The following is a 19,848-nucleotide window of genomic DNA, read 5'->3' on the forward strand; positions in this document are numbered from 1 at the left end:
CTATTGATGCTCGTTTTATTATCGCCCGACGGCGGAAAATCACTTATGCCGACTGCGCAAATTCTCTATCACCGCCGTCAAGTCCAGCCCCTGATCCTGCAGCAGCACCAGCAGGTGATACATCAGATCCGACGCTTCGTTCTTCAGCTCAAACTGGTCGTGCACCGTCGCGGCCAGCGCCGTTTCCACGCCTTCTTCCCCGACCTTCTGCGCAATGCGCTTGGTGCCGCTGGCGTACAGCTTCGCGGTATAGGAGCTCTCCGGGTCGGCGTGCTTCCGCTCGGCCAGCAGCTGCTCCAGCTGATACAGAAACAGCCACTGGTGTCCCGCTTCGCCGAAGCAGCTGGACGTGCCCTTGTGGCAGGTTGGGCCAATCGGATTAACCAGCACCAGCAGGGTATCGTTGTCGCAATCCGGGGTAATGCTCACCACGTTGAGGAAATTGCCGGAGGTTTCGCCCTTGGTCCACAGACGCTGTTTGGTGCGCGACCAGAAGGTCACTTTCCCGCTCTCTTCGGTCTTCGCCAGCGCTTCCTGATTCATGTAGCCAAGCATCAGTACTTCGCCGGAAATAGCGTGCTGTACGATGACCGGCATCATGCCGTCGGTTTTTTGCCAGTCCAGCTGTTCAGTTAACATACCCTAATCTCCACGCCCTGTGCTGCCAGGTACGCTTTCAGTTCGCCAATATTAATAATCTGTTTGTGGAACACCGATGCGGCCAATGCGCCGTCGACGTTGGCGTCGCGGAAGGCTTCAAGGAAGTGTTCCATGGTGCCGGCGCCGCCGGAGGCGATCAGCGGCACGTGGCACACGGCGCGGACTTTGCTCAGCTGCTCAAGATCGTAGCCGTTACGCACGCCGTCCTGATTCATCATATTCAGCACGATCTCTCCCGCCCCGCGCTTCTGCACTTCCTCTACCCAGTCGATAGTTTCCCACTGGGTCACCCGGGTGCGGGCTTCGTCGCCGGTGTACTGATTAACATGATACTTGCCGGTATCGGCGTCGAACCAGGTATCGATGCCCACCACGATGCACTGCACGCCGAAACGATCGGCGAGGCGGGTAATCAGCGTCGGATCGGCGAGGGCAGGGGAGTTAATCGAAATCTTGTCTGCGCCAAAAGAGAGGATCTGCGCCGCGTCTTCCAGCGATTTAATCCCACCGGCGACGCAGAACGGAATATCGATAACTTCCGCCACCCGGGAAACCCAGCTTTTATCGACCACCCGGCCGTCGCTGGAGGCGGTGATATCGTAGAATACCAGCTCATCCGCGCCTTCATCGGCGTAGCGCTTCGCCAGCGGGACGATGTCGCCGATGATTTCATGATTACGGAACTGCACGCCTTTCACTACCTGGCCGTCGCGAACGTCGAGGCAGGGGATTATCCGTTTTGCCAGCATTGAATGGCCTCCGTTACGTTGAATTTATCTTCCAGCAGCGCGCGGCCGACAATGACCCCGCGTACCCCGGTTCCGCGTAGCGCGGCGATATCGTTGAGATCGCCGATGCCGCCGGAGGACTGGAACGCGACCTGCGGATAGCGAGCGCACACCTCTTCATATAAAGAGACGTTGGAACCGGCTAAGGTGCCGTCGCGGGAGATGTCGGTGCACAGCACGTGCTGCAGGCCAACCGGCAGATAGCTTTCCACCAGCTCCTCAAGGGTTACCCCGGAGTTTTCCTGCCAGCCGCTGACCGCCACCTGCTTATTACCTTCGGCATCGATGCGCACGTCGAGCGCCAGCACCAGATGCTGCGGGCCGAAACGTTTGAACCAGCCCTTCACCGTCTCCGGCGATTTCACCGCCGTAGAGCCTACCACCACGCGCGCGACGCCGGCATCCAGCAGGGTCGCGACATCCTCTTCCGTACGCACGCCGCCGCCGACCTGCACCGGAACGTCAACGCCGGCAACCAGGGTTTTGAGCAGCGAAATCTGACGCTTTGCGGGATCTTTCGCGCCGGTGAGATCGACCAGATGCAGCACTTCCGCGCCCTGGGCGGCGTAGGACTGCAGGCGCGGCAGCGGATCGTTGCCGTAGTCGCGCTGCTGGCCGTAATCGCCCTGGTGGAGACGGACAACCGTACCGTCAATTAAATCTAAAGCCGGAATTATCATCACATCTCCAGGAAGTTTTTCAGCAGCTGGGCGCCGGCGCTGCCCGAGCGCTCCGGGTGAAACTGTACGCCAAAAAAGTTATCTTGCTGTACCGCAGCGGTGAACGGCTCGCCGTAGTTGCACTGCGCAATGGTGTGCGGATTGACCGGCATCGCGTAGCTGTGGACGAAATAGAAATAAGCCCCGTCCTCGATACCGCTGAACAGGCGATTCCCCGCTTTCGGGTACACGCGGTTCCAGCCCATATGCGGCAGCGGCAGCCCGTGGTCGGTCATCTTCGGCACGTCTTCGGCAATAATGCCCAGCAGATCGACGCCGTTGCTCTCTTCGCTGCGCCGGCCAAGCAGCTGCATGCCGAGGCAGATCCCCAGCACCGGCTGGGTGCAGGCCTTAACCAGCTCAATCAGCTCGCGGTCGCGCAGCTGGTCCATTGCCGCCTGGGCGGTGCCCACGCCGGGTAAAAAAAGCTTGTCGGCGCGCAGCACCACGTCCGGATCGCGGCTCACCGCCGGCTGATAGCCGTGGCGGAGAATCGCCGATTTCACCGAATTGAGGTTGGCGCATCCGGTATCGAGGATCACCACGTTCATTACAGCACCCCTTTCGAAGATGGCAGCGTGTCGCCCTGCACGCGGATCGCCTGACGCAGCGTGCGGCCAAAGGCTTTAAACAGGCTCTCGACGCGATGGTGGTCGTTCTTGCCCTTGGTTTTCAGGTGCAGAGTCACCGCCATAGTGTAGGAGAGCGAGCGGAAGAAGTGCTCCACCATCTCGGTGCTCAGGTCGCCGACGCGCTGATAGGCAAAATCGGCCTTATATTCGAGGTGCGGACGCCCGGAAATATCCAGCGCGCAGCGGGCCAGACACTCGTCCATCGGCAGCACAAAGCCAAAGCGGCTGATGCCGCGCTTATCGCCCAGCGCCAGCTTCAGCGCTTCGCCCAGCGCCAGGCCGGTATCTTCCACCGTGTGGTGATCGTCAATATAGAGGTCGCCGCCGACGTTAATCTCCAGGCGGAAGCCGCCGTGGGTGGCGATCTGATCGAGCATATGATCGAAGAAGCCGACGCCGGTGTGGATTTTGCTGCCGCCTTCGCGATCCAGCCAGACTTTTACATCGACCTGGGTCTCTTTGGTGATGCGCTCAACGTGGGCATAGCGGTCGCGGCGGGTAAGCTGCTCGCAGATGGTCGGCCAGTCGAGGGTCTCGCGGTCGTAGCGCAGGCCGATAATGCCCATATTTTCCGCCAGCTCGATGTCGGTGGCGCGATCGCCGATGACGTAGCTGTTGGCTCTATCCAGCACGCCCTCTTCCAGCCACGGCAGCACCAGCTGAGTTTTCGGCTTGCGGCAGTCGCAGCCTTCCGTCGGCAGGTGCGGACAAATCAGCACCTCTTCAAAGTTCACGCCCTGGGAAGCAAATACCTGCATCATCAGGTTGTGCGGGCCATCAAACTCATCCTGCGGCAGGCTGTCGGTGCCCAGACCATCCTGATTGGTGATCATCACCAGCCGATAGCCTTCCTGCTGCAGCTTCAGCAGCGCAGGGATCACCCGTGGCTCAAAGGCCAGCTTTTCAAAGCGGTCTACCTGAAAATCAACCGGTGGCTCGGAAATCAGCGTACCGTCACGGTCAATAAAGAGAAACTTCTGGGTCATACATTCTCCGCAGTCAAAGCGTCAATCACGCGCTGGCTCTCTGCACGGGTACCGATAGTGATACGCAAACAGCCGCTTAATGAGGGTTGTTTATTCTGGTCTCGTAAGATAATGCCCTGATCCCACAAAGATTTAAATACCGCGCTGGAGGCTTTAATGCGCGCGAGGATGTAGTTGGTCTCGGAATCGAAAACCTGCTCAATGCAGGCGATGCCGCGTAGCTGGCCAATCAGGTACTCACGCTCGTCTACGATCTGCGCGACGCGGGCGCGCATGGCGGCAATACCCTCGGCGTTGAGAGCCTGGGCGGCGATATCGGCGACCGGCGTGGAGAGCGGGTAGGGGGCGATGACCTTCATCAGCAGGCTAATCACCTCGGCGTTAGCCAGCGTAAAGCCGCAGCGCAGTCCGGCGAGGGCAAAGGCCTTCGACAGCGTGCGCAGCACCACCAGGTGCGGGTAGTCGCTCAACCAGCCGGCCAGCGTCGCCTGCGGGCAGAACTCGATATAGGCTTCGTCGGCGATGACAATCGCCTTGCCGCGGGTCATCTCCAGCAGCGCGCGCATATCGTCGGGGTTAATCACCTGGCCGGTCGGGTTGTTGGGGCTGCAGACAAAGACCACCTTTACGCCGTCGAGATTGGCGGCGATGCCGGGGAGATCGAGCTGCCAGTCGCTCAGGCTCGGCACCGTCCGGCGATCCACGCCGAAGGTTTCGGTACTGACGCCGTACATGCCGTAGGTTGGCGGGCAGTAGAGCACCGCGTCCTCTCCCGGCTCGCAGAAGGCGCGGATCACCAGCTCAATGCCTTCATCGGCGCCGCGGCTCACCAGAACCTGCTCGGGCTTAACCCCGGCATACTGCGCGTAGTTCGCAATCACCGCTTTCGGCTGGCCTTCCGGGTAGCGGTTCAGCGTTTGCTGAGTTAGCTGGAATTCAACGGCGGTCGGGAATTCGTTGGCGTTGAGCCAGACGTCGCCTTTACCGCCCAGGCGGCGAGCAGACTGGTATGGCGTCAGGTCACGGACGTTAGCGCGGGCTAAATCTTCGATGCTCATGCTTGCTCCTTAAGCGCTGCAACGCGCAGCGTAACGGCATTTTTGTGGGCGGTCAGGCGCTCGGCGGCGGCGAGAATTTCAATCGTTGACGCCAGGGCGGAAAAGCCTTCGCGCGACAGCTCCTGCACCGTCATGCGCTTTTGGAAATCCGCCAGGCCGAGGCTGGAACAGGTGGCGGTATAGCCGTAGGTCGGCAGCACGTGGTTGGTGCCGGAGGCGTAATCGCCCGCCGACTCGGGCGACCAGTCGCCGAGGAACACCGACCCGGCGCTGGTGATGCTATCGACCAGCTCGCGCGCCCTGCGGGTTTGAATAATCAGGTGCTCCGGGCCGTACTGGTTGGAGATCTCCACGCACTGCGCGAGGTCGCGCGCCACGATGATGCGGCTGGCTGAGAGCGCCTCGCGAGCGGTTTCCGCCCGCGGCAGCTCCGCCAGCTGGCGCTCAACGGCCTGCGCTACGCGGCGGCCCATTTCGGCATCCGGGGTCAGCAGAATAACCTGCGAATCCGGGCCGTGCTCGGCCTGTGACAGCAGGTCTGACGCCACGAAGTCCGGCGTCGCGCCGCTGTCGGCAATCACCAATACTTCGGACGGGCCGGCGGGCATATCGATCGCCGCGCCGTCGAGACGCTGGCTGACCTGACGTTTAGCCTCGGTCACGAAGGCGTTACCCGGGCCAAAGATTTTGTCCACTTTGGCAATCGATTCGCTGCCAAAGGCCAGCGCCGCAATCGCCTGAGCGCCGCCGACGTTAAAGACGTTACGCACGCCGCACAGCTGGGCGGCATAGAGAATTTCATCGGCGATGGGCGGCGGCGAGCACAGAACCACCTGCTGACAGCCGGCGATGCGCGCCGGCGTCGCCAGCATTAATACGGTAGAGAACAGCGGGGCGGAGCCGCCGGGAATATAGAGGCCGACGGAGGCAATGGGTCGGGTGACCTGCTGGCAGCGCACGCCCGGCAGCGTTTCAACGTCCACGCCCGGAAGCTGCTGGGCGTTGTGGAAGGTTTCGATATTGCGTACCGCAACCGCCATAGCCTGCTTGAGCTCGTCGCTCAGGCGCTCGCCGGCGGCGGCAATCTCCTCGTCGCTGACCTTCAGCGCCTTGACGTCGGTCTTATCAAACTTTGCGCTGTACTCGCGCAGCGCCGCGTCGCCGTTTTGTTTGACGTTATCAAGGATCTCAGCAACGGTACGCGTGATGCTGTCGGAAGCGGAAATCGCCGGGCGCATTAATAATTGTTGCTGTTGTTCGGCGCTACAGCTATTCCAGTCGATGATTGTGTTGAAGCTCATGATAGTTTCCCCTGTTTACTCTTTGAGACAGGCCCGGTGGGGCCCGTGCTGGCTGGATTACTCCATCATCTTCTCAATCGGCAGAACCAGGATCGAGCTGGCGCCGAGCGCTTTCAGTTTTTCCATGGTTTCCCAGAACAGGGTTTCGCTGCTGACCATGTGCATCGCTACGCGCTGCTTATCGCCCGCCAGCGGCAGGATCGTCGGACGCTCGGCGCCCGGCAGCAGAGCCACGACTTCTTCCAGGCGCTCGGTCGGCGCGTGCATCATGATGTATTTCGATTCCCGGGCCTGGATCACGCCCTGAATACGGGTCAGCAGGCGGTCAATCAGCTGCTGTTTGGCATCGGCGATTTCGCCGTCGCGCTGAATCAGGCAGGCTTTGGAGCGGAACATCACTTCCACTTCGCGCAGACCGTTGGCTTCGAGGGTTGCGCCGGTAGACACCAGGTCGCAGATGGCGTCGGCGAGGCCCGCGCGCGGGGCGACTTCAACGGAGCCGTTCAGCAGGCAGGACTTAAACGAAATTCCTTTCTGATCGAGGTAGCGCTTCAGCAGGTGCGGGTAGGAGGTGGCGATGCGTTTGCCATCCAGCGCCGACGGGCCGTCCCAGCGCTCATCCGCCGGCGTGGCCAGCGACAGGCGGCAGCCGCCGAAATCAAGACGGCGCAGGGTGAAGTAGCGCGGGTCTTCGCCCTGAGCGCGGCGGCTCAGCAGCTCTTCTTCCAGCACGTTTTCGCCGATAATCCCCAGATCGACCACGCCGTCCATAATCAGGCCCGGGATATCGTCATCACGCACGCGCAAAATATCGATAGGCATATTTTCTGCCAGCGCAATCAGGCGCTGAGTATGCAGATTCACTTTGATGCCACAGCGGCTCAATAATTCGCGTGAATCTTCGCTCAGGCGGCCTGATTTTTGAATAGCTATGCGTAAACGGCTGTTGTCTAACATTCTTGTTTTCCTCTTATACCTGTCTGAATCTGTCCGAATTTAATTCAAAAAAAAGCCCCCGGAAGTAAATCTTCCGGGGGCTCTCTTTGCGTTCATGCACCTCTGGAAGATCCAAATGTCTTCCAGCACACATCGCCTGAAAGACTAGTCAGGATGATGGTGATGATGGTGGTTTTTAGATTGAACGCAGTTCATAAAATTCTCTTTGAATGACTATGCATTTGATGCCTTTTAACCTAAACCAGTTCAGCGGCATAAAGCAAGGGCTTTTTACTATCATTAATTCATTTCATATTGACCGAAGAAATTGTCAGCTGCCGCCGGCTGGCGTAGCCTTAAGTCAGCACAGCGAAAGAGTCAGGAGCCAGGATATGAAAAAGGTCGCGATTGTCGGATTAGGATGGTTGGGTATGCCCCTTGCGCTGTCGTTGATGGCGCGTGGGTGGGAGGTGACCGGCAGTAAGACGACGCAGGATGGCGTGGAGGCGGCACGGATGTGCGGAATTGACGGCTATCCGCTGCGTCTTGAGCCCCAGCTGGTTTGCGACACGGAAGATCTGGATGCATTGATGAACGTCGATGCGCTGGTGATCACCTTACCGGCTCGCCGTACCGGGCCGGGGGAGGATTTCTATCTGCAGGCGGTACAGGAAATTGTGGATACCGCTTTAGCCCACCACGTGCCGCGGATAATTTTTACCAGCTCAACCTCGGTGTATGGCAACGCCAGCGGCACCTTAAAAGAGGGGGCCCCCCGCAATCCGCAAACCGCCAGCGGCAGGGTGCTTAAAGAGCTGGAGGACTGGCTGCATAACCTTCCGGGGACCTCGGTCGATATTTTACGCCTTGCCGGGCTGGTGGGGCCCTCGCGCCATCCGGGACGTTTCTTTGCCGGTAAGTCGGCGCCGGACGGCCAGCAAGGGGTCAATCTGGTCCATCTGCAGGATGTTATCGCCGCGATTGAGCTGCTGCTGCAGGCCCCGAAGGGCGGACACATCTATAATATATGTGCGCCAAAGCATCCCGCTCGCGGCGTCTTCTATCCGCAGATGGCCCGCGAACTTGGCCTTCCGCCGCCGGTGTTTGCCGATAATCCGGACGGCGGTAGCGGCAAGATTATCGACGGCAACCGTATCTGCTATGAGCTGGGGTTTGAGTATCAGTACCCGGACCCGCTGGTCATGCCGATGGAATAATCAGTCAGCGGGAAATCGCGAACCGTAAGGGGGCGGCGATGAAACCACTGCTGGATGTCCTCGTTATTCTGGATGCGCTGGAAAAAGAGGGGAGCTTTGCCGCAGCGTCGGCAAAGCTTTATAAAACGCCCTCCGCGCTGAGCTACACCATTCACAAGCTGGAAAGCGACCTTAATATTCAGCTTCTTGACCGCAGCGGACACCGCGCGCGCTTTACGCCCACCGGGCAGCTGCTTCTGGAAAAGGGGCGCGAAGTGCTGCACACCGCCCGCGAGCTGGAAAAACAGGCGATTAAGCTGCACCAGGGCTGGGAAAATGCGCTGGTCATTGCCGTGGACGCCACCTTTCCCTTCTCTTTACTGGCGCCGCTGGTGGGCCAGTTTTACCAGCAGCACAATCTGGCGCAGCTGCGCTTTTGCCGCGAGACGCTTACCGACCGCTGGGAGGCGTTGGTTGAAGGGCGGGCGGATATCGTGCTGGGGGCGTTAAGCGACCCGCCGGCTCTTGGCGGCTACGGCTTCAGCCCGCTGGGCGAGCTGGAGCATGTTTTTGTCGTCGCGCCGCAGCATCCGCTGGCGCAGATGCCGGAACCGCTGAGCTGGCGGGTGATGAAGCGCCAGCGGGCCATTATCTGCGGCGGCGGCTGGCCATCCGCCGACGATCGGGAGCATCTGGCCGCGTTTGATTTTCCCGGCCAGCTGGCGCTGGTTTCCGCCGGTCTCGGCTGGGGCTATCTGCCGCGATACCTGGCGCAGCCCCAGCTGGACCGCGGCGAGCTGATAATGAAAGAGGTCGCCGCCCATCAGCCGATTCACCGGGCGTGGATTGGCTGGCAGGAGGACGCTTCCGGCCTTGCCAGCGGATGGTGGCAGAATGCAGTTTTAGCAAATAATGCTATTGGCAGGATATACAATACTAAAATCGTATGAATATTAGTCTGTTAAATAATTCCTACAATTATTTGGCTCTTCAACGGCTTGTCATCCGGCCAGTAAATGTTGCAAAATACGCGGCCTGAAAAACAGAAACTAGCCGACGCTTTTTAAAGTGTCGGTTATTTTTTTGCTTTAAAGACACATCATTCAATACCAAGAGGCCGGGCTTCGTACCGGATAGATATTTACTAAAAACCGACAGTTGTTGTCGCTGAGGAATACACAGAAATGGGGCAATTTTTTGCTTACGCGATGGCTTTCGCCGTAAAAGGGGATGACCACAATGTCGCATAACGCTACTCCAAAAACCTCTCGCGTGGAATTACGTAAAACCCTTACGTTGATTCCGGTTGTCATGATGGGCCTGGCCTATATGCAGCCGATGACGCTGTTCGATACGTTTGGTATCGTCTCTGGATTGACTGACGGTCACGTTGCGACGGCCTACGCCTTCGCGCTGATCGCAATTCTTTTCACGGCGCTGAGCTACGGTAAACTGGTTCGTCGTTTTCCGTCGGCAGGCTCCGCCTACACCTACGCTCAGAAATCTATCAGCCCGGCCGTTGGCTTTATGGTTGGCTGGTCATCGCTGCTCGACTATCTGTTTATGCCGATGATCAACATCCTGCTGGCGAAGATTTACTTTGAAGCGCTGATGCCTTCCGTTCCGTCGTGGATTTTCGTGGTTGCGCTGGTCGGTTTTATGACCGTATCCAACCTGCGCAGCATCAAGGCCGTGGCGAACTTCAATACCCTGATTGTGGTTCTGCAGATGGGTATCGTGGCGGTTATCGTCGGCCTGATTATCTACGGCATCATGCACGGTGAAGGCGCCGGTACGCTGACCAGCACCCGTCCGTTCTGGTCCGAAGGGGCCCACGTGGTGCCGATGATTACCGGTGCGACCATCCTGTGCTTCTCGTTCCTCGGCTTTGACGGTATCTCTTCTCTGTCTGAAGAGACCAAAGACGCAGAGCGGGTGATCCCGAAGGCTATCTTCCTGACCGCGCTGATCGGCGGGATGATCTTCATCGGCGCATCTTACTTCCTGCAGCTGTACTTCCCGGATATCTCTCGCTTTAAAGATCCGGACGCGTCGCAGCCTGAAATCATGCTGTACGTGGCGGGCAAAACCTTCCAGTGGGGCGTGCTGATCTTCTCCAGCGTGACCGTTCTGGCTTCCGGCATGGCCGCACATGCGGGCGTTTCCCGTCTGATGTATGTGATGGGCCGCGATGGCGTATTCCCGACCAGCTTCTTCGGCTACGTTCACCCGAAATGGCGTACCCCGGCGTTTAACGTCCTGCTGGTGGGCGCGATTGCGCTGCTGGCGATTAAATTCGACCTGGTGACCGCGACGGCGCTGATTAACTTCGGGGCGCTGGTGGCCTTCACCTTCGTTAACCTGTCGGTGATTTCACAGTTCTGGATCCGTGAGAAGCGTAACAAGACCCTGAAAGACCACATCAACTACCTGGTGCTGCCAACCTGTGGCGCGCTGACCGTAGGCGCACTGTGGGTCAACCTGGAACAGAGTTCTATGGTTCTGGGCCTGATTTGGGGCACCATCGGCCTGGTTTATCTGGCCTGTGTTACCCGTCGTTTCCGCAACCCGGTTCCGCAGTACGAAGACATTGCCTGATCGGGCGACAGGATAAAAAAAGCCGGGGGGAGACCTCCGGCTTTTTTGTTTCCGTTACTTCTGCACTTCCTGGCGCATCACTCTGAGTAGCGTATCCAGCAGCCCGGGAAAACGCGCCTCCAGATCCTCCCTGCGCAGTGAAATCATATTCTCCCGCCCCTGCGGGCGCTGCCATATCACGCCGCTATCGCGCAGAACGCGCCAGTGGTGGGTCATGGTGGACTTCGCGACGTCTTCATGGCGCAGGGCGTTGCAGCTCTGCTCGCTGCCGTCGGCGAGGATGCGAATAATCTCCAGCCGCATCGGATTCCCAAGGGCAAAAAGAACATTTTCAAGGCGGATTTGTTCACGTTCGGGGTGATTGGCGATCATAATATTCCTGTGTCGGCGGTTGCTCTGTTCCGCGGAACAGCAGCCCGTATCGGCGGCTGGCCGGTAATATACCCAAACTGAATCGCTAAAGCCACGCGCGCTGCCGCAGCTTCACCAATAGTAACGATAGCAAAAATAGTTCGAATATACTCGTACAGTTGTACTATGATAGATGCCATTGAACGAACCGCGGCCATTTCGCCGCTCACTGACAGTCAAAATGACTAAGGACGCATCATGCCCCGACCCATCCCCCTCGAACGTTATCGCAACATCGGTATCTCCGCGCATATCGATGCCGGTAAAACCACCACCACTGAGCGCATTCTGTTTTATACCGGAATGAGCCATAAGCTGGGTGAAGTACACGATGGCGCGGCAACAACCGACTGGATGGCGCAGGAGCAAGAGCGCGGGATCACCATTACCTCCGCCGCGGTAAGCTGCTTCTGGCCCGGCATGGACCGCAGCTTTGAACCGCACCGGATTAATATCATCGACACCCCCGGGCACGTCGATTTTACGATCGAAGTCGAGCGCTCCATGCGGGTGCTGGATGGCGCGGTAATGGTCTACGACTCCGTGGGCGGCGTGCAGCCGCAGTCGGAAACCGTCTGGCGGCAGGCGAATAAGTACCAGGTCCCGCGGCTGGCCTTCGTCAATAAAATGGACCGCCCGGGGGCCGATTTCTTCCGCGTGGTGCAGATGATGATCGACCGCCTGAAGGCCAATCCGGTGCCGGTGGTCATTCCCGTCGGCGCCGAAGAGCATTTCGTCGGGGTCGTGGACTTAATCAAAATGCGCGCCATTTTGTGGGACGATGCGACCCAGGGGATGACCTTCAGCTATGCTCCGGTGCCGGATGAGCTGCTGGCAACCGCCCGGCAGTGGCGGGAGAAAATGGTTTCAGCGGCGGCGGAGGCCAGCGATGAGCTGATGGACAAATATCTGGAAACGGGCGATCTGAGCGAGGCTGAGATCGTAGCCGGGCTGCGTAAGCGCACCGTTGCCGGAGAGATCCAGCCGGTGCTGTGCGGCAGCGCCTTTAAGAATAAAGGCGTCCAGCGGATGCTCGACGCGGTCGTCGAACTGATGCCGTCCCCGCTGGATATCCCGGCGATTCAGGGCGTTGATGAGAAGGGCCGGCCGGCAGAGCGCCATCCTGCTGACGATGAACCGCTCTCAGCGCTGGCGTTCAAGCTGATGACCGACCCCTACGTGGGCCAGCTGACCTTTATCCGCGTCTATTCTGGCACCCTGAAGAAAGGGGATGCGGTGTATAACCCGGTTAAAGGTAAAAAAGAGCGTATCGGCCGTATTGTGCTGATGCACGCCAACGATCGCCACGAGGTGGACGAGCTGCATGCCGGCGATATCGCCGCCTGCGTCGGTCTAAAAGACGTCACCACCGGCGACACGCTGTGCGATCCGAACGCGATCGTTACCCTGGAACGTATGGAGTTTCCCGAGCCGGTGATTTCGCTGGCTATCGAGCCGAAAACCAAAGCGGATCAGGAGAAAATGGGCATTGCGCTGCAGCGCCTGGCGGCGGAAGATCCGTCGTTCCGCCTGCACACCGACGAGGAGTCAGGCCAGACGATTATTTCCGGGATGGGCGAGCTGCATCTGGAAATTATCGTTGACCGGATGCGACGCGAATTTGGCGTTGAGGCGAATATTGGCCGCCCGCAGGTAACCTACCGCGAGACGATCCGCAAAACGGTGAAAGAGGTGGAAGGCAAATTCGTCCGCCAGTCCGGGGGTAAGGGGCAGTACGGCCACGTGGTGCTGACTCTCGAACCGCTGGAGCCCGGTAGCGGCTTCGTATTTGAAGATGCCACCAAAGGCGGGGTGGTGCCGCGCGAGTACATTCCTTCGGTGGAAAAGGGCCTGCGTGAAGCGATGGGCACCGGCGTACTGGCAGGATATCCGGTGGTGGACGTCAAAGCGACCCTGACTTTTGGTTCGTACCACGACGTCGACTCCTCGGAAATGGCCTTCCGCATGGCGGCCATTTTCGGCTTCAAGGAGGGCGCGCGCAGGGCCGACCCGGTGATCCTCGAACCGGTGATGCATGTGGAAGCGGAAACGCCGGAAGAGTACGCCGGTAATATTATGGGCGATCTCTCCTCCCGCCGCGGCATGGTGCAGGGGATGGAAGAGCGCTTCGGCAGCCAGATTATTCGCGCCGACGTGCCGCTGGCCGAGATGTTCGGCTATTCCACGACCCTGCGCTCGATGTCCCAGGGGCGGGCGACCTACAGCATGGAGTTCCATCATTACGCGGAGGCCCCGCGTAACGTGGCGGAGGCGATTATCGCCAGCCGCGCGAAAGGATAAATAACCGTTCCCGGCCTGCGCCACGCTGAGCCGGGAATTTATTTATATTAAACAATATCCTGCGCGTACTGCCACAGCGCTTTCACCAGCGTCAGCTTTTCATTATCGTCAGCATACTGCTGCTGCAATGTCTGCAGCTCATCGGCATAAGCCTGCAAAAACTCCGGCGTAAACACCTCCCGACGATGCTCTAACCAGCGCTGCTGCTCGGCTTCATCGAGGCTGCCGGGGAAGTTTCGCGCGCGATAGTTAAACAGCAGGCGTTCGATACGCGGATCGGCGAAGGTAATGTCCAGCGCCGGCAGGTTGCGCGGCTCGGTCTCCAGCACAATCTTCATCGCCGCGCGGTCGGCATCGCTGAAGAAGCCGTTATAGAGCTGAGTATCGACGTTGTCGGAAGGAACGAACGGCTCCGCCTCGGCAAAGATCGCCACCACTTTTTCCCGCACCTGCGGCTGGCCGCGCAGCAGCTGCAGGTTATCCCGACAGCGCTGACGGTTGATGCCCAGACGCTCCGCGTCTTCCGGGCGCAGCGTATTGGCCTTGGCCAGCACCGGGCATTTGTTGAGGTGGACCAGTTTGACCGGTACCGCCGGCAGGTCGCCGAGGTCGGCTTTGGCGGTATACAGCCGCTCGCGCAGCGCGTTTGCGTCCAGCTCCAGCAGCGGCGACATATCGCCGGCAAGGTCAACCATAATCACCGCATTGCGATTATCCGGATGCCAGGCCAGCGGAGCCACCCAGCTGGTGTTGCCGCGTGCGGCGCCGAACATTCCGGAAACGTGGACCAGCGGCGTCATCTGCGGCACGTCAATCAGCGTCGCCAGCTTGCGCTTATTGCGGAAGGTGTAAAGGTAGTCGAACAGGCGAGGCTGTCGGGTTTTGACCAGTTTCGCCATGGCGATAGTGGCATACACGTCGGCCATCGCATCGTGGGCGTTACTGTGCTCGATGCCGTTGGCCACGGTCAGATGCTCAAGGCGAAAGCTGGGCAGGCCGTCGTCGTTTTCCGGCCAGTTGATGCCTTCCGGGCGCAGCGCGTAGCAGGCGCGCATCACGTCCAGCAGATCCCAGCGCGAGTTATCGTGCTGCCAGCTCCAGGCGTAGGGATCGTAGAAGTTGCGATAGAAAATATTGCGGCTGACTTCGTCATCGAAACGCACGTTGTTGTAACCCACAATGCAGGTCTTTGGCACCGTGAACAGATCGTGAATGCGGCGGGCAAAAGCGGCTTCATTGTCGCCCTTGGCGATCGCTTCCTGCGGCGTTATCCCGGTAATCATCACCGCCTGGGGCTGCGGCAGATAGTCGTCAGCCGGCTTGCAGTAGAATACCTCGGGCTCGCCGATAACGTTAAGATCCGCATCGGTGCGGATAGCGGCAAACTGCGCCGGCCGGTCAAGGGACGGGCGGGTGCCAAAGGTTTCGTAGTCGTGGAACAAAAATCCGGGCTGGTTGGCGCTATCTTGCATAGTCTGTCTATTTTCCGTGGTGGTTGGCGTCCATACGCTAAATCGTTCGGGGTGAGCCACAAAGCCAGCGCACGTGCAGCTTGAAGTATGACGGGCTATGGTAAACGATTTGTCCGGCCATCAGAAGGGCGTCGGCCGCGCAGCGCGTTTATCGTGTCATATTTTCTTGCAATTAAACCATGATATGAAAGGAGAATTTCCGTAAAAAGGACGGCGGATCTGTAAATCTTGAGGATATGCCGTTGAAAGGCCGTTTTTTTATTGCTGTAACTTTGCTCGCTTCGAGCGTTTCTTGCGCCTTTGCCGCGAATGATTTTCCCGTCACCGTGACGCCGCCTTCCATTCAGGCAGGCTCCTGGGTGCTGATGGACTACACCACCGGTCAGATCCTGACCGCCGGTAACGAACATCAGCAGCGTAACCCCGCCAGCCTGACGAAATTAATGACCGGCTATGTGGTCGATCGCGCCATCGACAGCCATCGCATTACCTTTGACGATATGGTCACCGTCGGCAAAGATGCCTGGGCGAAGGGCAACCCGGTATTCGATGGTTCATCGCTGATGTTCCTCAAACCCGGCGATCGGCTTAGCGTCCGTGATTTAAGCCGCGGGCTTATCGTCGACTCCGGTAACGACGCCTGCGTGGCGCTGGCCGACTACGTTGCCGGCGGCCAGCCGCAGTTCGTTGCCCTGATGAATGAATACGTACAAAAGCTGCACCTGCAGGACACCCATTTTGAAACCGTACACGGGCTGGATGCGCCGGGGCAGCATAGCTCGGCCTACGATCTGGCGGTCCTGTCGCGGGCGATTATTCACGGCGAGCCTGACGTGTACCACATGTACAGTCAGAAAAGCCTGACGTGGAACGGTATTACCCAGCAGAACCGCAACGGTCTGCTGTGGGATAAAACCATGAACGTCGATGGCCTGAAAACCGGCCACACCTCCGGCGCCGGTTTTAACCTGATTGCCTCCGCCGTCGACGGCCAGCGTCGCCTGATAGCGGTGGTGATGGGGGCCGAGAGTCCGAAAGGGCGCGAGCAGCAGGCGGCCAAACTGCTGCACTGGGGCCAGCAAAACTTCGATACCGTCCAGGTCCTGCAAAAAGGTAAAAAAGTGGGCAGCGAGCCTATCTGGTATGGCGATAAGGACCAGATCCAGCTCGGCACCGACCAGGACTTCTGGTTAGCGCTGCCGAAGTCTGAGGTTTCGCGTATTAAGGCCAAATATGTGCTGGATCAGAAAGAGCTGGAGGCGCCGATCGCCGCCAATCAGCGGGTCGGGGAGATTTCGCTCTACGACGGCGATAAGGTCGTGGCCCACTGGCCGCTGGTGACGCTGGAAAGCGTTGGCGAAGGCGGCCTTTTCTCGCGCATGAGTGATTATCTGCACCACAAGCTCTGACCTTCGTGCCGCTCTCTCCCGGAGCGGCATCTTTTCCCGCAGCGCGCTGTTGTGGCGCTGGTTGGCGATTTGTTTAGTTTCAGTCAATTACCTTACCTGCTCACCTTTAAGGAAATACGCCGGCGCCCGTGCGCCTGAAATGGAGCTGGGAAGATGAAATTTTTCGCGCGTAGTGCGCTTTCTCTGGGACTTCTTGCCGTTTTTAGTCCTGCAAGCTTAGCCTCTGGCCTGGTTCTGGCCGATAACGACTTCCGCAATGATTTAGCCTGGTTATCCGATCGTGGAGCCCTCTCGTTGAGTTTATCGACCTGGCCCCTGAGCGAGGAGGAGATCGGCCGCGCGCTGGCCAACGCTCATCCGGCAACATCCGCAGAGAGGGCGGTGCTGGGCCGGGTGAATCAACGGCTGAGGTCGCTAAAAGCCGACGTGCGCGTCACCGGCTATAGCTCAACCGACAGGCCGGGAACGCCGCAGGGCTTTGCCGGGTCTTATCCTGCCGACCACTCGCTCTCCATCGCGCTCAATAACAGCGGCGAATGGTGGGATCTGCACCTGCAGGGCAACGTTGAAGGAGACAAGCGCATCGGCAATAGCTCCAACGTTAACGCCAACGGTGCTTACGGGGCGCTGAAGCTGTGGAACCAGTGGCTGGCGTTTGGCCAAATTCCGCAGTGGTGGGGGCCCGGCTATGAGGGGAGCCTGATTCGTTCCGACGCCGCGCGGCCGATGACCGGTTTTCTGCTGCAGCGCGCCGAACAGCGGGCTCCGGAGAACGCCTGGCTAAGCTGGATTGGCCCCTGGCAGTACCAGCTTTCCGCCAGCCAGATGAGCCAGTACGCGGCGGTACCGCATACTAAAATTTTTGGCGGCCGCCTGACGGTATCCCCCTTTACCTCGCTGGAGCTGGGCGCTTCGCGCATTATGCAGTGGGGCGGCGAGGGGCGGCCTTCCTCCTTTGGCAGCTTCTGGGAGGGGCTCACCGGGCGCGATAACACCGGCGATTCGGCGGACGATCCGGGCAATCAGCTGGCGGGCTTTGATTTTAAACTGAAGCTGGCGCCGACGACGGGCTGGCCGGTGAGCGTCTACGGGCAGATGATCGGCGAGGATGAAGCCGGGTACCTGCCGTCCGCCCACCTTTACCTCGGCGGCGTCGAAGGGCATCACCAGTGGAACAGCAGCGCGATTAACTGGTACCTGGAGGCGCACGATACCCGCTCGAATATGGGGCGCACCAACTACATCTATAACCACTTTATCTATAAAGATGGCTACTACCAGCAGGGTTATCCGTTAGGCGACGCGATGGGCGGCGACGGGCGTCTGTACGCCGGTAAGGTCGAACTGGTGACGGAGGAGAATCAGCGCTGGAGCGCGCGGCTGGTTTACGCCGAGGTGAACCCGAAAAATCAGCGGATTAATAAAGCCTTCCCGCACGCCGATACCTTGAAGGGCGTGCAGTTAGGCTGGAGCGGCGACGTGATGCCCACCGTGCGCCTCAGCACCTCCCTGTGGTATACCGACGCTAACCACAGCGACAGCGACGATCTGGGCGCCAGTGTCGGGATTGAGCTACCTTTTAGCCTGTAACCGCCGGCGGCGTTTTTCGCCGCCACGTCGTGCCTCTTCCCAGCGCAAAGCAGGCCAGCGGCAGAGGCAGGGTGACGATCAGCAGCATCCACAGCAGGGTATAGACCGCGTCAACGCCGTCGTTTTGCAGGTTGGTATAGAGTTTTACCGGGATCCCCTGGGGGAAATAGGCAAAGATCATCACAATGCCGAACTCGCCGACGGCGCGTACCCAGGCCAGCGCCACCGCGGAGGCCAGCCCCGGCAGCGCCATCGGCAGGGCTAGAAAGCGAAAGCGATTCCAGCCCGTTGCCCCCAGCGTTTGTCCGGCTTCAAGGATCGCTTTCGGCACCGTGGCGAAGGCGGAGCGGGCGACCACGATAAAGTAGGGCAGCGCGCCGTAGACCTGCGCCATGACAAAGGCGGCGGGATTGTTCACCAGCGTGACGCCCATTCGCGTCAGCCATTGTCCGGCCAGCCCGTAGGGGCCATAGGCCGAGACCAGTAAAATCCCCATCGCCAGCGGCGGCGTCAGCAGCGGGATCATCAGCAGCAGCTCCGCCAGCAGACGCCGACGACCGCTGGCCTGCGACAGCCACCAGGCGGTCGGCAGGCCTATCGCCACGATCGTCGCCAGCGCCAGGCACCCCAGCCCCATCGACACGAGGATCGCATCGTCGTCCCGCCAGGCCAGCCGCAGATGCTGCCACGGCGTGACGCTGATTAGGGTGAGGAAGGGGACGCTGAGCAGCAGCAGAGCCGGCAGCGCGAGCCAGCCGGCAATGCGCCCGGCGCGTTTTACCTGGCGTATAGGTTTTCCCCTTGTGCCGCGGCGTAGCCGTACTGTTTAAACAGCTGCTGCCCCTGAGCGCTCTCCATGAACCGGATGAATTTTTTCCCTTGTTCCACGCCGTTCGGCGCGTTTTTCAGCACCGCGGCGTAGAAGACCAGCGGCTGAGTGTGCAGCGTCTGGTCTTTACCAGCGCTGTCCTTAATGGTGAAGCTGACGGTGTCATACCACTGTTTCGCCATTGCCGGGTTGCTGAGGTTAATCTCATCGGGCAGCGCGACGTAGGGCAGGTGGGCGGAGAGGACTTCGCTTTCGTAGCCCGCCGCGGCGTCAACCTGGCCGCTCTCCAGACGGCTTAGCAGGCCGCCCTCCTGGTGGGTCTGCGCCGGGTTTTGCAGCTCGCCGAGGATTTTTTCACTGATGCCAGGCTGGCGGTAATACTTCTCGGCCAGCAGCAGGGTAAAGACGATATTCTGGCCCTTAGGATCGACGTACGGGTCTGTGCGGCCAAAGCGGACGTCTTTCTGCGTCAGCAGCTTCAGCCACGAGGCATCCTGGTTTTTATTCGCGGCGGCAAACTGCGCGGCATATTTCCCTTTGGGGCTCCAGGCGACCACCATGCTGGTGCTGGCGACCGGGACAGCATCGTCAATCAAGCCGGCGTCTTTCAGGATTTGCATCGGGCCCGGGGTAATGGAGACGAAAACATCGGCGGTCAGCTTGTGGCTTGCCAGCAGGCGCGCCATGCCGTAAGCGCCCTGGCCTTGGCCCTGATAATCGCCGTTTTGCGCTTTGGCAAACGCCGGGCCTAGCCCCTGATCCATCACTTTACCCATCGAGCCGGCATAGGTGACGCGAATATCCTGCGCCATAGCCGCGGGGGCGAACTGCAGTGCCAGCATTGCTGCCAGCGCAAACTTCATTTTTCCTTGCATCGGTAGTTCCACTCGTTATGTTTTTATTTACATAACGATTATCAATAATCAGCGCGGCGAAAACAATTTATGCGCAGGCGGCATTGA

General features: G+C 59.4%; 19 protein-coding genes and 1 other annotated feature. Of the genes, 6 read left to right on the forward strand and 13 right to left on the reverse strand.

Annotated elements, in window-relative coordinates:
* Positions 1-39 precede the first annotated feature (39 nt).
* From hisIE to hisL, 9 genes are all read right to left on the reverse strand, one after another.
* The gene (gene hisIE, locus QFI97_RS10215) at positions 40-639 is read right to left on the reverse strand and encodes a bifunctional phosphoribosyl-AMP cyclohydrolase/phosphoribosyl-ATP diphosphatase HisIE (RefSeq protein WP_346431073.1); all 600 of its coding nucleotides are present in this window, start codon (positions 637-639) and stop codon (positions 40-42) included.
* Complete coding sequence (gene hisF / locus QFI97_RS10220; protein ID WP_095100925.1) at positions 633-1,409, reverse strand: imidazole glycerol phosphate synthase subunit HisF; 777 nt, start codon at positions 1,407-1,409, stop codon at positions 633-635. Before hisF ends, hisIE begins: the two co-directional genes overlap by 7 nt.
* Positions 1,391-2,128, reverse strand: coding sequence for a 1-(5-phosphoribosyl)-5-[(5-phosphoribosylamino)methylideneamino]imidazole-4-carboxamide isomerase (gene hisA, locus QFI97_RS10225; protein ID WP_346431074.1), 738 nt, complete (start codon positions 2,126-2,128; stop codon positions 1,391-1,393). The genes hisF and hisA overlap by 19 nt, the downstream gene beginning before the upstream one ends.
* Positions 2,128-2,718, reverse strand: a complete 591-nt coding sequence (gene hisH / locus QFI97_RS10230) for an imidazole glycerol phosphate synthase subunit HisH (RefSeq protein WP_045859512.1) — start codon at positions 2,716-2,718, stop codon at positions 2,128-2,130. The genes hisA and hisH overlap by 1 nt, the downstream gene beginning before the upstream one ends.
* A complete protein-coding gene (gene hisB / locus QFI97_RS10235; RefSeq protein WP_346431075.1) occupies positions 2,718-3,785 on the reverse strand; it encodes a bifunctional histidinol-phosphatase/imidazoleglycerol-phosphate dehydratase HisB in 1,068 nt (355 codons plus the stop codon). Before hisB ends, hisH begins: the two co-directional genes overlap by 1 nt.
* The gene (hisC, locus tag QFI97_RS10240; protein WP_095100929.1) at positions 3,782-4,843 is read right to left on the reverse strand and encodes a histidinol-phosphate transaminase; all 1,062 of its coding nucleotides are present in this window, start codon (positions 4,841-4,843) and stop codon (positions 3,782-3,784) included. The genes hisB and hisC overlap by 4 nt, the downstream gene beginning before the upstream one ends.
* On the reverse strand, positions 4,840-6,144 hold the full coding sequence (hisD, locus tag QFI97_RS10245; protein WP_095100930.1) for a histidinol dehydrogenase: 1,305 nt from the start codon (positions 6,142-6,144) through the stop codon (positions 4,840-4,842). Before hisD ends, hisC begins: the two co-directional genes overlap by 4 nt.
* 57 nt (positions 6,145-6,201) lie before the next feature.
* Positions 6,202-7,101 carry an ATP phosphoribosyltransferase gene (gene hisG, locus QFI97_RS10250; RefSeq protein ID WP_095100931.1) on the reverse strand — a complete coding sequence of 300 codons (900 nt, stop codon included), beginning with the start codon at positions 7,099-7,101 and terminating at the stop codon, positions 6,202-6,204.
* A 46-nt stretch (positions 7,102-7,147) separates the two neighbouring features.
* Positions 7,148-7,270 (reverse strand) — a sequence feature (His leader region).
* Entirely contained in the window at positions 7,246-7,296 is a 51-nt protein-coding gene (gene hisL / locus QFI97_RS10255) for a his operon leader peptide (protein ID WP_115193915.1), read from the reverse strand. Its footprint overlaps the feature before it by 25 nt.
* A gap of 176 nt (positions 7,297-7,472) precedes the next feature.
* Between hisL and QFI97_RS10260 the strand changes: the two genes are divergently transcribed.
* The 3 genes from QFI97_RS10260 (at position 7,473) to QFI97_RS10270 (ending at position 10,874) form a co-directional block, all read left to right on the forward strand.
* On the forward strand, positions 7,473-8,297 hold the full coding sequence (locus QFI97_RS10260; RefSeq protein WP_331834646.1) for an SDR family oxidoreductase: 825 nt from the start codon (positions 7,473-7,475) through the stop codon (positions 8,295-8,297).
* Positions 8,298-8,335: 38 nt separating this feature from the next.
* Complete coding sequence (locus QFI97_RS10265; protein ID WP_331834645.1) at positions 8,336-9,226, forward strand: LysR family transcriptional regulator; 891 nt, start codon at positions 8,336-8,338, stop codon at positions 9,224-9,226.
* Positions 9,227-9,515: 289 nt separating this feature from the next.
* Positions 9,516-10,874, forward strand: a complete 1,359-nt coding sequence (locus QFI97_RS10270; protein ID WP_331834644.1) for an APC family permease — start codon at positions 9,516-9,518, stop codon at positions 10,872-10,874.
* A gap of 54 nt (positions 10,875-10,928) precedes the next feature.
* Here QFI97_RS10270 and QFI97_RS10275 read toward each other — a convergent pair whose 3' ends face one another.
* On the reverse strand, positions 10,929-11,246 hold the full coding sequence (locus tag QFI97_RS10275; protein ID WP_095100939.1) for an ArsR/SmtB family transcription factor: 318 nt from the start codon (positions 11,244-11,246) through the stop codon (positions 10,929-10,931).
* Positions 11,247-11,483: 237 nt separating this feature from the next.
* On the opposite strand from QFI97_RS10275, the gene fusA reads away from it, so the two are divergent.
* Positions 11,484-13,586: an elongation factor G gene (fusA, locus tag QFI97_RS10280; RefSeq protein WP_095100941.1), complete on the forward strand. Its 2,103-nt coding sequence runs from the start codon at positions 11,484-11,486 to the stop codon at positions 13,584-13,586.
* A gap of 47 nt (positions 13,587-13,633) precedes the next feature.
* Here the strand turns inward: fusA and sbcB are convergent, their stop codons facing one another.
* Positions 13,634-15,058 carry an exodeoxyribonuclease I gene (sbcB, locus tag QFI97_RS10285; RefSeq protein WP_346431076.1) on the reverse strand — a complete coding sequence of 475 codons (1,425 nt, stop codon included), beginning with the start codon at positions 15,056-15,058 and terminating at the stop codon, positions 13,634-13,636.
* A gap of 242 nt (positions 15,059-15,300) precedes the next feature.
* Here sbcB and dacD point away from each other — a divergent pair, with 242 nt between their 5' ends.
* Entirely contained in the window at positions 15,301-16,467 is a 1,167-nt protein-coding gene (gene dacD, locus QFI97_RS10290) for a serine-type D-Ala-D-Ala carboxypeptidase DacD (RefSeq protein ID WP_346431077.1), read from the forward strand.
* Between the two features lie 153 nt (positions 16,468-16,620).
* Entirely contained in the window at positions 16,621-18,057 is a 1,437-nt protein-coding gene (locus tag QFI97_RS10295; RefSeq protein ID WP_346431078.1) for a capsule assembly Wzi family protein, read from the forward strand.
* Here the strand turns inward: QFI97_RS10295 and QFI97_RS10300 are convergent.
* Together QFI97_RS10300 and QFI97_RS10305 are read right to left on the reverse strand one after the other, a co-directional pair.
* Positions 18,047-18,820 (reverse strand): molybdate ABC transporter permease subunit, encoded by a 774-nt coding sequence (locus tag QFI97_RS10300; RefSeq protein WP_095100949.1) that lies wholly within the window; start codon positions 18,818-18,820, stop codon positions 18,047-18,049. The genes QFI97_RS10295 and QFI97_RS10300 overlap by 11 nt on opposite strands.
* Positions 18,821-18,834: 14 nt before the next feature.
* The gene (locus tag QFI97_RS10305) at positions 18,835-19,749 is read right to left on the reverse strand and encodes an extracellular solute-binding protein (RefSeq protein ID WP_346432078.1); all 915 of its coding nucleotides are present in this window, start codon (positions 19,747-19,749) and stop codon (positions 18,835-18,837) included.
* Positions 19,750-19,848: the final 99 nt, after the last annotated feature.

This window comes from Klebsiella scottii, assembly GCF_036561945.1.
Classification (GTDB): Bacteria; Pseudomonadota; Gammaproteobacteria; order Enterobacterales; family Enterobacteriaceae; genus Klebsiella; species Klebsiella scottii.

Bases quoted from the DNA above. Each gene is read 5' to 3' on its own strand.
- QFI97_RS10270 (WP_331834644.1), top strand. From the start codon at position 9,516: ATGTCGCATAACGCTACTCCAAAAACCTCTCGCGTGGAATTACGTAAA.
- QFI97_RS10260 (WP_331834646.1), top strand. From the start codon at position 7,473: ATGAAAAAGGTCGCGATTGTCGGATTAGGATGGTTGGGTATGCCCCTT.
- QFI97_RS10295 (WP_346431078.1), top strand. From the start codon at position 16,621: ATGAAATTTTTCGCGCGTAGTGCGCTTTCTCTGGGACTTCTTGCCGTT.
- hisF (WP_095100925.1), bottom strand. From the start codon at position 1,409: ATGCTGGCAAAACGGATAATCCCCTGCCTCGACGTTCGCGACGGCCAG.
- hisD (WP_095100930.1), bottom strand. From the start codon at position 6,144: ATGAGCTTCAACACAATCATCGACTGGAATAGCTGTAGCGCCGAACAA.
- fusA (WP_095100941.1), top strand. From the start codon at position 11,484: ATGCCCCGACCCATCCCCCTCGAACGTTATCGCAACATCGGTATCTCC.
- hisA (WP_346431074.1), bottom strand. From the start codon at position 2,128: ATGATAATTCCGGCTTTAGATTTAATTGACGGTACGGTTGTCCGTCTC.
- hisC (WP_095100929.1), bottom strand. From the start codon at position 4,843: ATGAGCATCGAAGATTTAGCCCGCGCTAACGTCCGTGACCTGACGCCA.
- QFI97_RS10305 (WP_346432078.1), bottom strand. From the start codon at position 19,749: ATGAAGTTTGCGCTGGCAGCAATGCTGGCACTGCAGTTCGCCCCCGCG.
- QFI97_RS10275 (WP_095100939.1), bottom strand. From the start codon at position 11,246: ATGATCGCCAATCACCCCGAACGTGAACAAATCCGCCTTGAAAATGTT.
- hisIE (WP_346431073.1), bottom strand. From the start codon at position 639: ATGTTAACTGAACAGCTGGACTGGCAAAAAACCGACGGCATGATGCCG.
- QFI97_RS10265 (WP_331834645.1), top strand. From the start codon at position 8,336: ATGAAACCACTGCTGGATGTCCTCGTTATTCTGGATGCGCTGGAAAAA.
- hisB (WP_346431075.1), bottom strand. From the start codon at position 3,785: ATGACCCAGAAGTTTCTCTTTATTGACCGTGACGGTACGCTGATTTCC.
- hisG (WP_095100931.1), bottom strand. From the start codon at position 7,101: ATGTTAGACAACAGCCGTTTACGCATAGCTATTCAAAAATCAGGCCGC.
- sbcB (WP_346431076.1), bottom strand. From the start codon at position 15,058: ATGCAAGATAGCGCCAACCAGCCCGGATTTTTGTTCCACGACTACGAA.
- hisH (WP_045859512.1), bottom strand. From the start codon at position 2,718: ATGAACGTGGTGATCCTCGATACCGGATGCGCCAACCTCAATTCGGTG.